General features: G+C 71.1%; 15 protein-coding genes. 5 read left to right on the top strand and 10 right to left on the bottom strand.

The annotated features are described in order from the left end of the window. Window positions 1-42 precede the first annotated feature (42 nt). The 6 genes from ACZ63E_RS32660 to ACZ63E_RS32635 are packed head-to-tail and all read right to left on the bottom strand — an operon-like array spanning window position 43 to window position 7,170. The gene (locus tag ACZ63E_RS32660) at window positions 43-1,254 is read right to left on the bottom strand and encodes a glycoside hydrolase family 26 protein (protein ID WP_465340037.1); all 1,212 of its coding nucleotides are present in this window, start codon (window positions 1,252-1,254) and stop codon (window positions 43-45) included. Continuing rightward, entirely contained in the window at window positions 1,254-2,444 is a 1,191-nt protein-coding gene (locus ACZ63E_RS32655) for a glycoside hydrolase family 26 protein (protein WP_465340036.1), read from the bottom strand. Before ACZ63E_RS32655 ends, ACZ63E_RS32660 begins: the two co-directional genes overlap by 1 nt. A gap of 32 nt (window positions 2,445-2,476) precedes the next feature. Then, window positions 2,477-4,054 carry a glycoside hydrolase family 43 protein gene (locus tag ACZ63E_RS32650; RefSeq protein ID WP_465340035.1) on the bottom strand — a complete coding sequence of 526 codons (1,578 nt, stop codon included), beginning with the start codon at window positions 4,052-4,054 and terminating at the stop codon, window positions 2,477-2,479. A gap of 31 nt (window positions 4,055-4,085) precedes the next feature. Beyond that, the gene (locus tag ACZ63E_RS32645; RefSeq protein WP_465340034.1) at window positions 4,086-4,931 is read right to left on the bottom strand and encodes a carbohydrate ABC transporter permease; all 846 of its coding nucleotides are present in this window, start codon (window positions 4,929-4,931) and stop codon (window positions 4,086-4,088) included. Beyond that, window positions 4,931-5,863: a carbohydrate ABC transporter permease gene (locus tag ACZ63E_RS32640; RefSeq protein WP_465340032.1), complete on the bottom strand. Its 933-nt coding sequence runs from the start codon at window positions 5,861-5,863 to the stop codon at window positions 4,931-4,933. Before ACZ63E_RS32640 ends, ACZ63E_RS32645 begins: the two co-directional genes overlap by 1 nt. Then, on the bottom strand, window positions 5,860-7,170 hold the full coding sequence (locus tag ACZ63E_RS32635) for an ABC transporter substrate-binding protein (protein ID WP_465340031.1): 1,311 nt from the start codon (window positions 7,168-7,170) through the stop codon (window positions 5,860-5,862). The genes ACZ63E_RS32640 and ACZ63E_RS32635 overlap by 4 nt, the downstream gene beginning before the upstream one ends. 184 nt (window positions 7,171-7,354) lie before the next feature. Between ACZ63E_RS32635 and ACZ63E_RS32630 the strand changes: the two genes are divergently transcribed. Next, a complete protein-coding gene (locus ACZ63E_RS32630; protein ID WP_465340030.1) occupies window positions 7,355-8,386 on the top strand; it encodes a LacI family DNA-binding transcriptional regulator in 1,032 nt (343 codons plus the stop codon). Here ACZ63E_RS32630 and ACZ63E_RS32625 read toward each other — a convergent pair. Then, window positions 8,383-8,916, bottom strand: a complete 534-nt coding sequence (locus ACZ63E_RS32625) for a TetR/AcrR family transcriptional regulator (protein WP_465340029.1) — start codon at window positions 8,914-8,916, stop codon at window positions 8,383-8,385. The two genes, ACZ63E_RS32630 and ACZ63E_RS32625, sit on opposite strands and share 4 nt — an antisense overlap. An 81-nt stretch (window positions 8,917-8,997) precedes the next feature. Here ACZ63E_RS32625 and ACZ63E_RS32620 point away from each other — a divergent pair, with 81 nt between their 5' ends. Continuing rightward, the gene (locus tag ACZ63E_RS32620) at window positions 8,998-9,948 is read left to right on the top strand and encodes an NADP-dependent oxidoreductase (RefSeq protein WP_465340028.1); all 951 of its coding nucleotides are present in this window, start codon (window positions 8,998-9,000) and stop codon (window positions 9,946-9,948) included. Here ACZ63E_RS32620 and ACZ63E_RS32615 read toward each other — a convergent pair. Continuing rightward, window positions 9,893-10,264 carry a MerR family transcriptional regulator gene (locus ACZ63E_RS32615; protein ID WP_465340027.1) on the bottom strand — a complete coding sequence of 124 codons (372 nt, stop codon included), beginning with the start codon at window positions 10,262-10,264 and terminating at the stop codon, window positions 9,893-9,895. The two genes, ACZ63E_RS32620 and ACZ63E_RS32615, sit on opposite strands and share 56 nt — an antisense overlap. Before the next feature lie 94 nt (window positions 10,265-10,358). Here ACZ63E_RS32615 and ACZ63E_RS32610 point away from each other — a divergent pair, with 94 nt between their 5' ends. The 3 genes from ACZ63E_RS32610 to ACZ63E_RS32600 all read left to right on the top strand — a co-directional run bounded on the left by ACZ63E_RS32610 (window position 10,359) and on the right by ACZ63E_RS32600 (window position 12,976). Beyond that, window positions 10,359-11,468, top strand: a complete 1,110-nt coding sequence (locus ACZ63E_RS32610) for an NADH:flavin oxidoreductase (protein WP_465340026.1) — start codon at window positions 10,359-10,361, stop codon at window positions 11,466-11,468. 40 nt (window positions 11,469-11,508) lie between these two features. Continuing rightward, complete coding sequence (locus tag ACZ63E_RS32605; protein ID WP_465340025.1) at window positions 11,509-11,988, top strand: hypothetical protein; 480 nt, start codon at window positions 11,509-11,511, stop codon at window positions 11,986-11,988. Window positions 11,989-12,175: 187 nt separating this feature from the next. After that, window positions 12,176-12,976 (top strand): polysaccharide lyase family 7 protein, encoded by an 801-nt coding sequence (locus ACZ63E_RS32600; protein ID WP_465313465.1) that lies wholly within the window; start codon window positions 12,176-12,178, stop codon window positions 12,974-12,976. A 34-nt stretch (window positions 12,977-13,010) separates the two neighbouring features. Here ACZ63E_RS32600 and ACZ63E_RS32595 read toward each other — a convergent pair whose 3' ends face one another. Further along, window positions 13,011-14,021, bottom strand: coding sequence for a YdcF family protein (locus ACZ63E_RS32595; protein WP_465340024.1), 1,011 nt, complete (start codon window positions 14,019-14,021; stop codon window positions 13,011-13,013). Then, a complete protein-coding gene (locus tag ACZ63E_RS32590) occupies window positions 14,018-14,875 on the bottom strand; it encodes a phosphatase PAP2 family protein (protein WP_465340023.1) in 858 nt (285 codons plus the stop codon). Before ACZ63E_RS32590 ends, ACZ63E_RS32595 begins: the two co-directional genes overlap by 4 nt. Window positions 14,876-14,899: the final 24 nt, after the last annotated feature.

Raw genomic sequence — 14,899 nt, 5'->3', positions numbered from 1 at the left:
TCGTCGGAGGTCCCGAACGAGTCATTCGCGGCAGCGAGGCCGTCAGCACCGCGCGGTGAACCCCTGTCCTGCGAGCAGCGCGCAGAAGGCCGAGCGGCCACGCGGGTATCCGCTCAGCAGCGAGTTGACGAACCATCCCGACGTCGAAGGGAACGCGAACGGCTGCCCGGAGGTGAGCTTGCCGTCGAAGCCGTAGCGCCAGTCGAGGTTGATGAACGTCATGCCGCCGACCACCCCGGACAGGTCGTAACCCTGGCCCAGGAACTGCGTCTGGACACCGTCGAGCACGCCGTTCGGGAGCGGGCCGCGGTAGCCGAGCAGGCTGCCGAGGCGGTTCACGAACGACTCGTAGTTCGTGTCGTCCTGCCGGCCGTCCGAAGACAGCGAAGCCTGCATCCGCTGGACGCCGACTTCCGCCAGCAGCACCGGTTTGCCGTGGTGCTGCGCCCACCACAGCATCCGGAGGATGTTCAGGTCCACCGGGTACTCGTGGCGGATCGCGTTGCGGTTGCCGTTGACCAGGTCGTCGTAATACCCGATGCACGTGCGGTTCGCCGTGTTCTGCTCGCCGTTCCAGTACGCCGTGCCGTTCTCCCAGAACGGCTGGCACAGATCCTGGTCGAACACGCTCAAGCCCACCCAGTCGACGACGTCGTCACCGGGGTACAGCTTGTCGAACTCGCCACGCACCGGGTGGTAGACGAACTTCGCGTTGCCGGGCGTCCGCGCCTTGACCAGCGAAACCAGGTGCCGGAACGCCGCCTTGTACGTACTGCAGTCGGTGCCGTTCGCGCAGTGGAACGCGCTGCTCACCTCGTAGTCGAGCCGCAGGTAGAAGGTCGACGCCGGATGCGCCGCGACGTAGTCGATCAGCCGCGAGAACTGCCCGTCGTAGCGGCCGTTCGCGATGTCCGCGGTCGCTTGCCGGGACGCCTGCAGCTGCGTCCCCGGATTGCCGTCCCAGCCCGGCGGGCTGTCCTTCCAGCTGATGCCGACCTCCACGGCCTGCCGCCGTGCGGTGAGGAAGTCGGCGTACGCCCGGTGCGACGACGAGCCGGACTGCCCGGCGAAGTCGCCGTCGCGGACGCCGTAATAGACCGATCCCCCGGCCGGGGTCACGCCGGTCGACAGGAGGTCCTGGTACGCCGCGACGTTGCTCTGCCCGGCCAGCAGGAACCGGGCGGGCGCGGCCGAGGCCGGAGTCACTGTCGAAAACGCCAGCAGTACAGCGAAAAGGATCGCGAGACGCTTCATCACGCGGCCCCGTTCACGTACTGGCTCTTGCGGATCTCGCTGATCCAGCGGCTCTTGATCGTCGGATCGGCCTGGACGCGCGAGTCACCCCAGTAGCCGTTCGAGCAGCCGGGTTGGCCCGCCGGGGCGCCGTTGCACTGCCACTGGGTCTGCGCGTCCCAGTTCGTGTTGATGTACGCGGCCGAGTCGATGACGTCCCGGTTCGCTGTCAGGTAGCCGAAGTAGTCGGCGTACCAGGTGTTCCAGATCGTGTCCGCCGACACCGGCCGCGGGTTCTTCGAGAAGATGCAGCTCGCCGTCTTGGCGCCGGTCGTGAAGCCCTGCGCCGCGGCTTCGGCGATCATCACCTTCTTGCCGTGCGCCCGCGCGAACTGCAGCACGCGGTCCTGCACCGAACGCGGCGTGGTCGCCTCTGCGCCGCACGACCACTGGTAGCTCTTGTAGGCGGCACCGTAGAAGTACGACATCCCGACGCGGTCGACGACATCGTCACCCGGGTACCAAACGTCGAAGTGGTTCGCGGCCGTGATGAGGTAGTTGTACTCCGGGTGCTGCGGCTGCTCGTCGATCGGCCACGCCGCCGACTGCCAGACCGTCGACACACGGGTCGCGCCGAGGGCGTTGATGCGCGACTTGATGTACCGGAACGCGGCTTTGTAGAAGTCGGCGTTGTAGCAGTTCCACGGACCGTCGAACTCGTAACCGATGCGCAGGAAGACGTCCCGGTTGTAGTTCTTCAGCTTGGTGACCATCTCGTCCACTTTGGACCGGTACTGCGTGATCAGGTTCGGGTTGCCCGCGGTGACGTCGGCGTCGCCCCGGCCGATGATCGCGCGCAGCGGCTGGTTGCCGCACCCGCTGCCCGTGTCGGACAGGTAGAGCCCGACGGCCAGCGACGCGCCGGGGAACTCGGTGAGGCTGCGAGGGAAGTCGATCGAACCGGCGCCGAAGTCGACCGGGCCGTCCATGCCCGCCAGGGGGCCGGGGTTCCCGCCCAGCACGAGGTTCGTGTACAGCGTCACCCCGCCCGGCTGCGGCGCGCCCGCGTTGACGACGTCGCGGTGGTAGTCGGACAGGGTGCCGGAGTCCTGGCCGACGAACAGCCGGATCCGGGTGGTCGCGGCGTCGGCCGAGGTCTGGCCGGTGCAGAGCAGGACCGCCGCCAGCACGGCGGTCAGGAGACGTTTCATCGGGCAACTCCTCGTTGAGTCGGACGGTCGGGCTACAACCGGCCCAGGTGCGGCGCGGAGGCGTCGCACACGAACGCGCGGCCGGTCAGATCGGTGGCGCAGACGCCGAAAAAGGCGCCGGTGAAGCCGGTGATCGGGGACGCGCCGGGGAACGGGGCGCGTTCGGCGTACTCGTCGGAGAGGATGGAGGCGTCCAGGACCGGGCCGACGCGCCGCCAGTCACCGGCGTCGGCGGAAGCGAAGAACCGCAGCTCGGCGTCCCGGACGTCCGCACGCAGGTGGATCGGGCCCGCGTCCGGCCAGGGCACCGGATCGCCGGGCGCGGACAGCCGGCCGTGGTCCGACGACAGGACGCGCAGGCAGCGGACGCCGTCCTCGCGGGTCAGGTGCAGCCAGTGCCACAGGCCGGTGTCGTAGTAGTGGATCAGCCCGGCGAGCTGCTGGTAGTCCTGCGGGTCGGCGTCGAGCGCGACTTCAAAGCGGCTGCCGTGCCACAGCTGGCGGGTGGCGACCAGGCTGACGCCGTGGCGGCTGGCCGGGGACTGCCCGCCGCGCAGCCGCAGCCAGCCGGGCCGCTCGGTCAGCGAACACCACGTCTTGTCCGGCGCCCGCCGCAGCGTCTGCCAGTCCATCCCGAGGGTCTCCTCGCCGAACCCGTCGGGCAGCTGCGGGACGCGCTCGGCGCGCGGCGCCAGGGTCCGCAGCGTCGCGGCCGGGCGACCACCGGGGACGCGCGGCCAGCCGTCGAGCCAGGACAGCGGCTGGATCGCGGTCTCGCGGCCGAGGACGCACCGGCCGTCCGCGGTCACCGGCCGCCCGACCAGGTAGGCGATGTACCAGTCACCCTGGTCGTCGACGGCGAAGCTGCCGTGCCCGGCCTTCCGCAGCGGGCCGTCGTCGCTGCTCAGGAGCGGGCCGGCCGGGTCGGGTTCGTACGGCCCGAGCAGCGACCGCGACCGGGCGACGATCACCGCGTGCCCGATGCCGGTGCCGCCCTCGGCGACGACCAGGTAGTACCAGCCGTCGCGGCGGTAGAGGTGCGGGCCTTCGGTGATGCCCCGGTCGGTGCCGGCGAAGATCCGGTGCACCGGGCCGGTGAGCGTCCGCCCGGCGAGGTCGAACTCCTGCAGGATGATCCCGGCGAAGTGCCGCTTGCCGGGCCGGTGGTCCCACTCCATCGAGAGCAGGTGGGCGCGGCCGTCCTCGTGGTAGAGCGCGGGGTCGAAGCCGAGCGAGTGCAGCGGGACCGGCGCCGACCACGGCCCGTCGATCGAAGGTGTGCTCACGTGGAAGTTCGGCGTGTCGTAGAAGCCGTCCACATTGTACGAAGCGACATTCGTGTAGACGAGGTGGAAGACACCGTCCGCATAGGACAGATCCGGGGCCCAGACGCCGCCGGAGTCGGGGACGCCGGCCAGGTCGAGGTCGGTGAGCGGGTGCGGCACACGCGTCCAGGTGGCCAGGTCGGCCGAGCGGTGCAGGACCACTCCGGGGTACCACTGGAACGTCGAGTTCGCAATGAGGAACTCGCCGCCGGCGTGGATCATCGCGGGGTCGGGGTGGCAGCCGGGCAGCACCGGGTTCGGCACGGACGGGGCGTCGAAGGGCATGGGTCTCCCCCGGGTTCGGGACGTGGGTCGGTCAGGCGACGACGGAACCGGCGGCCAGCCCTTGGCGCCAGTACCGCTGCAGCAGCAGGAAGCAGACGACGAGCGGGACGACGGCCAGCAGCGAGCCGGTCACCACCAGGTGGTGGATGACCTGGGCGCCGACCTGCGGCTGGGTGTTCCAGTCCTGCAGGCCGAGGGTGAGCGGGAACAGCTCGCGCGAGTTGAGCATCACCAGGGGCAGGAAGAAGTTGTTCCAGATGGTGACGAACTGGAAGAGGAACACGGTGACCAGGATCGGCGCCATGATCCGCAGCACGACCTGCCGGAAGATCCGCCATTCGGACGCGCCGTCGATGCGCGCGGCCTCGAGGAGTTCGGGCGGCACCGCGGACACGGCGTAGATCCGGCACAGGTAGACGCCGAGCGGCGAGACGAAGCTGGGCAGCAGCACCGACCAGACGGTGTTCTGCAGCCCGATCTTCGCCATCAGGAAGAACAGCGGCAGGGCCAAGGCGGTCGCCGGGACCAGGACGGCGCCGATGATCAGCCACGACACGAGTCCGGACCCGCGGAAGCGGAACCGGGCCAGCGCGTAGCCCGCCATCGCCGCGAGCAGCGTCGCGCCGAGGGCGCCGCCTCCGGCGTAGAGCAGCGTGTTGGCGGTCCAGCGCAGGTAGATGCCGTTCTCGTAGGACAGGGTCTGGCGGACGTTGCCGAACAGCGAGAAGTTCTCCGGCAGCGAGAAGCCGAAGGTGCTGAACAGTTCCCGGCTGTCCTTGGTGGACGAGACAGCCAGCCAGACGAGTGGCACCACGCAGTACAGGGACGCGAGGGCCAGGACGACGTACGTGATCGACGTCCACTTCGGACGAATCATCAGAGCACCCCTCCGCGGCGGCCGAGCCGCAGGAAGTACAGGCTGCCCAGGAACGTCACCAGCGCGAGCACGACGGCGATCGCGCCCGCGTAACCGGACTGCCCCTCAGCGAACGCCTTGGTGTAGGCGTAGATGTTCGGCGTGTAGGTACCGCTGATCGCCGCCGACACGGGCTTGAGCACGGTCGGCTCGTTGAAGAACTGGAACGCGCCGATCAGCGAGAACAGGAAGCTCAGGCCGAGCGCGGGCAGCACCATCGGCAGCTTGATCCGCAGCGCGATGGCGACTTCGCCGCAGCCGTCGAGGCGCGCGGCCTCGTAGACGCTCGTCGGGATCGCCTGCAACGCCGAGAGCACGATGATCATGTTGTACCCGGCCCATTCCCAGACCGCGATGTTCGTCATCGAGAACAGCACGGTGTGCGCGCCGAGGAAGTCCGGCGAGCCCACGCCGAGCGCGTCGAACGCGCGGACGATCGGGCTGAACTGCGGCTGGTAGAAGAACGACCAGAGCAGTGTCGCGATCACCGCGGGCACCGCGTACGGCAGGAACACCAGCAGCCGGAAGAACTTCCGGAACCGCACCACGACCGAGTCGAGCATCAGCGCGAGCACGACGGCGATCGCGGTGATCAGGGGGATCGTGACCACGGCGTAGAGCAGAACGCGGCCGAGCCCGGCGTAGAACTCGCCGTCGGCGAGCACGCGGCCGTAGTTGGCCAGGCCGGCGAACGCCGTTCCGGAGCGGCCCAGCAGGCCGCTGCGGGTCGGCGTGAACAGGCTCTGGTAGACCGCGACGCCGATCGGCAGGACGAAGAACACCCCGAAGAACAGCAGGAACGGCGTCAGGAACCAGTACCCGGTGCGGGCCGGCCTTCGCCGTCGCACGACGGGCGCGGCGCGGGTGACCACCCGGTCGGCCAGGGCGGTCACGCCGCCACCGTGAAGCCCTGGCTCTTCATGTCCGACACCGTGCGCGCCTGGACCGCCGACAGCGCCTGGGCCAGGGTCTGCGCTCCCCCGGCGACCTTGCCGAACTCGTCGGTGAAGGAGGAGAACGTGCCGGTCATCGTCGGTCCCCAGAGGAAGTCCGGCTTGACCTGCGCGGCGGCGGGCGCGAAGACGTCCTGGTAGATCCGCTGGCCGCCGAAGTAGTCCTGGGCTTCGGTGAACGCGGGCGAGGTCAGGTGGGTCTTGTCCGCCGGGTAGATCGACGACACCTTGATCAGCGACGCGACGGCCTCGTCGTCGGTGTTGAGCCACTCGATGAACTTCGCGGCCTGCGCCTGGTAGCGGCTGCTCGACGTCGCGGCGATCGCCGAGCCGCCCCAGTTCCCGGCGGCCGGTGCGGCGAGGTCCCACTGCGGCATCGGCGCGACGGCCCACTTGCCCGACGCGGTCGCGACGCTGCCCTTGAGGTACGAGCCGCCCCAGATCGGGCCGACCCAGGTGGCGACCTTGCCGGTCGTGAGGTCGTTGATCCAGCCGGTCGAAAAGTCCGGCTCGGCCTTGACCAGCTTGCGGGTGATCAAGTCCTGCCAGAGGTCGGTGGCCGGCTTCTGGCGCTGGTCGTCGATGGTGACGCGCCAGTCCGAACCCTGGGTGGCGAACCAGCGGGACCCGGTCTGCCAGGCGAACCCGGCCCAGTGCCCGGCTTCGTTGGTGGCGAAGGTGGCCATGGCGTGGGCGGGGTCGGCCGCGTGCAGCTTGGCCGCGGCGTCGGCGTACTCCTGCCACGTCTTCGGGACGGCGAGGCCGTACTGGGTGAAGACGTCCTTGCGGTAGAACATCCCCATCGGCGCGATGTCCTGCGGGACGGCGAAGAGCTTGCCCTCGCGGGAAACCTGCTGCCAGACCCACTCGGGGAACCGGCCCTGGAGGTCGCCGTTCACCTTGCCGGTGAGATCCGCGAGCGCGCCGGCGGCGACCATGGTGGGCAGGAACTGGTACTCGACCAGCGCGATGTCCGGGGCGTTGCCGGCCTTCACGGCGGCCTGCAGCTTCGCGTAGTAGTCCTGCGCGGGCACCTTCTCGGCCTTGACCTGGATCGCCGGGTTCTTCGCGTTCCACTTCGCGACCTCGGCGGTGTTGTCGAGGAACGTCCAGAACGTCAGCTGCGCCTTCTCCTCGGGCGCGGCCTGCGGGACACCGCCTCCGCCGTCGTCGCTCGCGCAGCCCGCGGCCAGCGCCAGTGCGGCCGCGCCGCTGCCGATCAGGAACCCTCGACGGCTGAGGTTCATGGCTGCTCTCCTTTGAGGCCCGGGGAATGGCGCTCACGCTAAGAACCTCCGACGTCGCCGGTCAACGCATCCGGCTTCGAAAGTTGCGTAGTTTTTCGAAGCTCGGATGGGCCCGTGACGTGGTTGAATACGAACGTGGACGTCAGGCCGAGGTCCGACTTTCGACAGGTTTCGGAGCGTTTCGATGGAGTCTTCCCGGGCGACGCTCGCCGCCGTCGCCGAGGCGGCCGGGGTGTCCGTGCCGACCGCGTCGAAGGTCCTGAACGGACGCTCCGACGTCGCCGCGGAGACCCGGGCGCGCGTCGAGCAGGTCGTCGCCCGCCTCGGCTACCGCAAGCCGGCCGCGGCCCGCCGCCGTCCTCGCAAGGCCGTCACGATGCTGGACCTGGTGATCAACGAGCTGGACAGCTCGTGGGCCGTCGAGATCCTCAGTGGCACCGAGAAGGTCGCGCAGGAGGCCGGGATGAGCATCGCGCTCACCGCCGTGCACTCGAATTCGACGCTGACGCGCAAGTGGCTCGACTCGCTGGCGCTGCGCGGGTGCCGCGGCGCGATCCTGGTGCTGTCGGACCTGAGCAGCTACCAACGAGCCGAGCTGGCCCGCCAGGAGATCCCGTTCGTGGTGGTGGACGCGGTCGGCCAGCCCGACGAGTCGGTGCCGTCGGTGGGCGCGACCAACTGGCACGGTGGGTTCGCCGCCACCCAGCACCTGATCGAGCACGGTCACCGCCGGATCGCGGTGATCGGCGGGCCGCAGCAGCTGATGTGCACGCGGGCCCGGATCGCGGGCTACCACGCGGCGCTGGACACGGCGGGCATCGCCCACCACCCGCCGTACATCCGCTACGGCGACTTCCGCCACCAGCAGGGCTACGAGCAGACGAGGGCGCTGCTCTCCCTGCCCAGCCCGCCGACGGCGATCTTCGCGGGCAGCGACCTGCAGGCCCTGGGCGCCTACCAGGCGATGCACGAGAGCCGTCTGCGCGTCCCGGACGACGTCAGCATCGTCGGTTTCGACGACCTGCCGTTCGCCCCGTGGACCGCACCCCCGCTGACGACGGTCCGCCAGCCGCTCCAGGAGATGGGCGCGCTGGCGGCCCGGATGCTGTTGTCGCTGATCCGGGGCGAGCCGCTGGGAGCGCGGCGCGCGGAGCTGGCGACGAACCTCATCGTCCGCGGCAGCACCGGCCCGGCCCACGGCCGGGCCGGTGCCTAGGGGGTCAGCAGGCCGGAAAGCACCACGCCGGTCAGGCGCCGCACCGCGTCTCCCGGCGACGCGCGCACCGACGTCAACGCCTGCAAACCCAGCCGGACGTCTTCGGCGGGTGCCCGCAGGATGCCCGCTTCGCGCGCCCGGTCCACCAGCCGGGCGAAAACCGCACCGTGCTCACGGGCCAAAACCGCGTACGCCGGGTTCGCCCGCATCGCGTCCGTGAGCGGGCCCTGCCACTCGCCGAACCGGTGGAACGTCCGGGTCAGCGCCCGCCGGACGTCCGGGTCGGCCAGCGCCGCGCTCAGTTGTCCCGCGCAGCGCGAAGCCTGCTCGGCGAAAACCGCCGCGACCAGGTCGTCGCGGGACGGGAAGTGCCGGTGCACCGTCGCGGGGGCCAGGCCCGCGCGCCGGGCGATCTCGCGGACCGGGACTTTGGTGCCCAGCCGGGAAAACGTCGTGTGGGCCACCGAAACCAGGTGACGGCGGTTGCGCTCGGCGTCCGCCCGCCGGTTCTGCGTCAGTTGCTCGTGCACGGCTCTCACTTCGCCCCGGCCTCCGGTGGTCACTCCTAGCGTCAACACCACCAGTCCGCCGGAACTTCCCTGGAGTGAAACGTGTTCGCAGCCCGGTTCGAGCGGTTCGGCCCGCCCGGTGTCCTGTCCGTCGGCGACCTGCCGGAGCCGCACGCCGGGCCGGGGCAGGTGCGGATCCGCGTGCGCGCGGCCGGTGTGTCGCCGGTCGACCTGGCGATCCGCGCCGGGAAGTCACGCTCGCCTCTCTCCCTGCCGCACATTCCCGGTGTCGACGCGGCGGGGGTGGTCGACGAGGCGGACGCCGACGGCGTCTCGGTCGGCGACGAGGTCTTCGGCTCGGTCGACCTCGCCCGGCTCGGTGGCGCGACGGCCGAGTTCGCGGTGCTCGCCTTCTGGACGCCGAAACCGCCGGCCATGCCGTGGGCGCAGGCGGGCGCGGCGGCCTCCGGGATCGAGACGGCCACCCGCGCGCTCGACCTGCTCGGCGTCGGTGCGGGGTCGACCCTGCTCGTCGACGGCGCTTCCGGCGGGGTCGGCAGTCTCGCCGTCGGGCTCGCCCTCGCCCGCGGCGCCCGCGTGGTCGGCACGGCCGCGCCGGGCAACCAGGAGTTCGTCGCCGGGCTGGGCGCGACACCGGTCCCCTACGGCCCGGGACTGCCCGGCCGGGTGCCGGGCCCGGTCGACGCCGCCCTCGACGTCGCCGGAAAGGGCTCGCTCCCGGAACTGGTGGCGCTGACCGGTTCGCCGTCCTCGGTTGTCACGCTCGCCGACTTCAGCGGGCCGGAGCATGGCGTCCGGGTGTCGGTCGGCACGCTGGGTGGCCAGCCCGACGGGCGGCACGGCCTCGCGGTCGCCGCGCGGCTCTTCGCCGAGGGCTCGTTCCGCGTGCCCGTGCAGACGGTCTTCCCGCTCGAGGACACGGCCGCCGCCCACACCGCCGCGGAAACCGGGCCACGGCGGGGAAAGCTCGTCGTGCTCACCCCTCCGGACGGCACTCGTGCGAGCACGACGCCGCCGACGCGTTCGCGATGACGTGGTCGAGCTTCTCCCGGGTGCTCGTCAGCTCGGCCAACTGGCGGTCGATGCGGTCGCGCTCGGCGACGAGCACCGCGAGCGCTTCGGGCGTCGCCTCGCCCGTGTCGACGGACGGCAGGATCTCCAGGATCGACTTGCTGGACAGCCCGGCGGCGTAGAACTGCTGGATCAGCCAGACCAGCTGCACCCCGCGGTCGGTGTAGTGCCGGTGCCCGCCCGCGCTGCGCTCCGGGACGAGCATGCCCCGTTCTTCGTAGTACCGCAGCGCCCGCACGCTCACGCCGGACTTCTCGGCCAGTTCCCCGATCCGCATCGCCGCTCCCGAAGTGATCTGCCGCACTCGAGGTTGAATCTCACGTCCACGTGAGGTTTTAGCGTAGCAGGGAACTCACCTGAAGGAGATCCCCGTGACCACCCGTGCCGACCACCTCCTGTCCCGCCCGCTCACGCTCGGCGAGCTCACCGTCCCGAACCGGATCGCGCTCGCGCCGATGACCCGCGCGCAGTCCCCCGGCGGCGTTCCGACCGAAGAGGTCGCCGCCTTCTACGCCCGGCGCGCGGCCGGCGGTGTCGGCTTGATCATCACCGAGGCCAGCTACGTCGGGCACCCGTCGGCCGGCGAGCACGACCAGGTGTCCCACTTCTCCGGCGACGAGGCCCTGGCCGGCTGGTCCCGGGTCGCCGACGCCGTCCACGAGGCCGGCGGCGTGATCTTCCCGCAGCTCCAGCACGTCGGGATGACGCGCAAGCCCGGGCCGGTGCCGCACCCCGGCGCGCCCGCCATGGGCCCGTCCGGCGTGCCGGTGTCGGCGGACGGCAGCCCCGGCGAGCCGGGCCGGACGATGACCCAGGCCGACATCAACGCCGTCGTCCAGGCGTTCGCGGACGCCGCGGAAGCCGCCGAACGCCTCGGCTTCGACGGCGTCGAACTGCACGGCGCCCACGGTTACCTCATCGACCAGTTCCTCTGGGCGGGCACCAACCACCGCACCGACGGCTACGGCGGCGACCTGCGCGCCCGGACCCGGTTCGCCGCCGAGGTCGTCGCCGGGGTCCGCCGCGCGGTGTCGCCCGGTTTCCCCGTGGTCGTCCGGCTTTCCCAGTGGAAGATGAACGACTACACCGCCCGGATCGCCGAGACACCGGAGGAGTTCGGCGTCATCCTCGAGACGCTCGCCGCCGCGGGCGCCGACGCCTTCCACGCCTCGACCCGCCGGTTCTGGGAGCCCGCGTTCGCCGGCTCCGACCTCAACCTCGCGGGCTGGGCGAAGAAGCTGTCCGGCAAACCCGCGATCACGGTCGGCTCGATCGGGCTCGACACGGAGTTCACGGCAGGCGGAACCGCGACGGCGACGAGCATCAACGGCGTCCTGGACCGCTTGGAGGCCGACGAGTTCGACGCGATCGCCGTCGGCCGCCCCCTGCTCGCCGACCCGTCGTGGGCGTCGAAGGTCCTGGCCGGCCGCGAAACCGAGATCACGCCCTTCACCCCGGCGGCGCTGGGCACCCGCCACTAGGACCGGTGAGCGGCGGGCGGCCGGGCTAGGGTGGTCACCCATGAAGGCCACCCCAGCCCTCGCCGCCGCGCTCCTCCTGCTGACGGCCTGCGCCCCGGGGTCGACGTCCGGCGAGATCGTGTCGTCGGCGCCGACAACCGGCGGGAGCGCGACGTCGGCGCCGGGCCCCACCGAGGCGAGCGGGTTCAACCCGCGGGCCGACGGCCTCTACGTCGGCGACCCGGCCGACAACAGCCGGACGTACCTGCGGTTCTACGCCGACCACACGGTGGTCGAAGCGGGGGTCGCACTCACCGCGACTCCCGACGACGTCCGCCGCTGGCTCACCAAGACCAGCGACAAGGAGATCTCGCGCGGCACGTGGACCCCGGCCGGCACGTTCACCGCGACGTCCGCCGCGGGCGATGTCGACTACACGGTCACCGGCCGGCGGGGCGAGGGGTACACGCTGACCTGGCACAGCAAGATCAACGGCCACGACGGCGCGGGCGCCGTCACCTTCTCGCCCGACAACCCGTAGGCGCTCGCGGCCGGCGCGGTAAACGCTTCCAGCGCACCCTGTCAATGCTTGACACGATGCGAGCCGCCTCTTAACCTTCAGTTTCGCCGCCGGGTTGTCCAGACCATTTATTCACACCCGTGAACGAATGGTGGGACGGAGTGTGCTCACGCTCCGTTCCGGTCCTCGTCGCGAAAGGACACCCAAGATGCGCGTGCGTGCCATGCTCGTCCTGCTGGCGGTTCCGGCCCTGGCCGCCGGAACCGCGTTGCCCGCCCTCGCCGGCCCCTCGGGCGGTGCGATCGGCCAGAGCGTCCTCGCCGATCCGGCCAAGGCGCCTGGCGGCAACTTCGACCTCGGCGTCTGGCAGCTGCAGGAGCCGGTCGGGTCACCCGGGTCGCCGACCACCATCTCCTCCTCGCGCCTGCAGGGCGCGAACGGCTTCCAGGACAGCTACTTCTACACCGACACCCGCGACGGCGCGATGACCTTCTGGGCGCCGGAAAAGGGTGTCACGACCCCGAACTCCAACTACGCGCGCTCCGAGCTGCGCGAGATGAACCGCAGCGGGTCGGCCGCCAACTGGTCGCTGAGCGGGTCGCACAAGCTGAGCGCCACCCTGCGCGTGGTGTCGGTGACGTCGAACGTCTGCGTCGGCCAGGTGCACCTCGGCACCGGCGGCTCGTCGACCAAACCCCTGCTGGAGCTGTACTACCGCGCGAGCGGCGACATCGTGCTGGGCACGGAGAACTCCCCCGACGGCGGCCAGACCCCGCACACCGTCGGCCACGTCGCGATCGGCAAGACCTGGACCTACACGATCGGCATCTCCGGCGGCAACACCATCGACCTCACGGTCAACGGCAGCACCACGCACTACAGCATCCCGTCGTCGTTCAAGGCGTACAAGCAGTACTTCAAGGCGGGCTCGTACAACCAGTCCTCTTCGGACAGCACGACGAAGGGCGCCCGGGTCGCGTTCTACGGCCTGACCGTCTCGCACAGCTGACCTCACCGGCCCGCCGCCCCGACCGGGCGGCGGGCTAGGTTGCCTTCAGCACGCTGGCCGCGACGATCATCACGCACACGAACGAGTTCAGGATCCGGTGGTCCACCAGGATCGCGGCGAACTCGCGCAGGGTCGCGCTGGGCCAGAAGTACCACGCCGTCGGCGCGCCGACGACCTGACCGTCCACTTTGACCGCACGCGCCAGCAACGCCGCGCGCAGGACGTGGAAGTTGTTGGTCACCACCACACACCGGTAGCCCGGGTGCCGCGCCCGCATGAGTTCCGCGCTGTAGGACAGGTTCTCCCGTGTCGTCCGCGACCGGTCTTCGAGGATGATCCGCTCGCGCGGCACGCCCCGGTCGACCAGGTAGTCCGCCATCGCGTGCGACTCGGGGACCTCCTCCCCCGGCCCCTGTCCGCCGGAGGTGACCAGCAGCGGCGCGCGGCCTTTCGCGCGTTCGGCGTCCAGCACCCGCTGGCCGCGGTCGAGCCGGCCGGCCAGCAGCGGCGGCACCTTCCGGCCGCCGAGCAGCCCGGATCCGAGCACCACGACGAAGTCGAGCGGCCGCCGGCTGCGGACCCGGCCGTAGACGAGCGAGTACAACAGAAAGCAGACGAAGAGGAACGACAGGTACGCGACGATGCCGTCGACGCTGTCCCGGACGACTTCCAGCGGCGCCCAGCCGAGCTGCCCGACGACCACCCCGAAGACGACGAGCGCCACGATGCCCAGCCCGGCCGCCAGCGACAGCAGGTTCGCCGGCCGGCGGCCTTCGCGGCGGAGCATCGTCACGCCGTTGCAGATCAGGAAGACCGCGAGCACCACGACGGTGAGCGGCACCAGGGCGAGCAGGCCGAACCCGACGATCGCCGCGGCTTCCGGCGAGATCGACGCCAGCAGGGCCAGCAAGGCCAGGCCGAAGAACGCGAGCGCGAAGAACAGGTAGAAGCCGTTGCGCAGCTTGCGGCGGTCGAGCAGGAAGCTGACGAGGAAGACGGCGAAGCAGAAGACGGCCGCCGCGAGCGGGAAGAGCGCGGGGTTCACCCCGCCTCCAGCCGCCGCCACGTCGCCAGGAACACCAGCGCCGCCGCCACCGAACCGGCCGACGCGAACGAGCTCGCGGCCAGGTAGACGACGTAGGTGTTGTCCCGCAACGTCGCCTCGTAGCCGCCCTGGGTCAGCGCCGCGCCGAGCAGGACCCCGCCGAGGGCCAGGAACACCAGGCCGCCCAGCGCGGCGAAGGTCACGACGACCACCCGCGGGATCCGGCGCTTGCCTTCGTGGCGCCGCACGGCTCCGCGGCGCGCGAGCCACCACGACGTCAGGCAGGCGAGCGCGAGGGCGATCGCGTCGGCGGCCAGGGTGTCGGACAGCCGGTGCCACTTCGCGGTCACCGTGTACGCGCCGATGCCGACCGCCCAGGACAGCAGGAAGAACAGCGCCACGCCGCGCCACCGGTAGGGCACGACGATCAGGGCGGCGAACAGCACGGTCATCGCGATCGTGGTGTGCCCGCTCGGCAGGCTGTTGGCGGCGTAGTGCCCGGTGAGCGGCACGAGCCGCGGCCGCGGCAGCACGAACCGCTTGAGCACCTGCGTCACGAGCTGCCCGGCGACGATCACCCCGGCCGCGGCGAGGGCGAGGGCGAGGGCGGGGCGGCGGCGCACCAGGCCGGCCAGGACGACCAGCACGACGGCGGCGGCGAGCGAAAAGACGGTGATCCGGCCCAGTCCCTCGTCGGCGACGGCCCGGTCCCCCGCGGCGGCCTCGTCGGCCCCGCGCAACGCCGCGTTCTCCAGCTCCTGGCCGGGCACCGTCCAGACGGCGAGCAAATAGACGGCGACGGCCACGACGACGCAGACGAGCGCGACGACCAGCCAGCGGCGAGCGGGTACCACCGGTCCTCCTCCGAGAAGTGCTGC

The sequence above is a fragment of the Amycolatopsis sp. NPDC104819 genome (assembly GCF_055583145.1).
The sequence above is the reverse complement of the archived record's forward strand: the minus strand, read 5'-3'. Positions and strand labels throughout refer to the sequence as shown.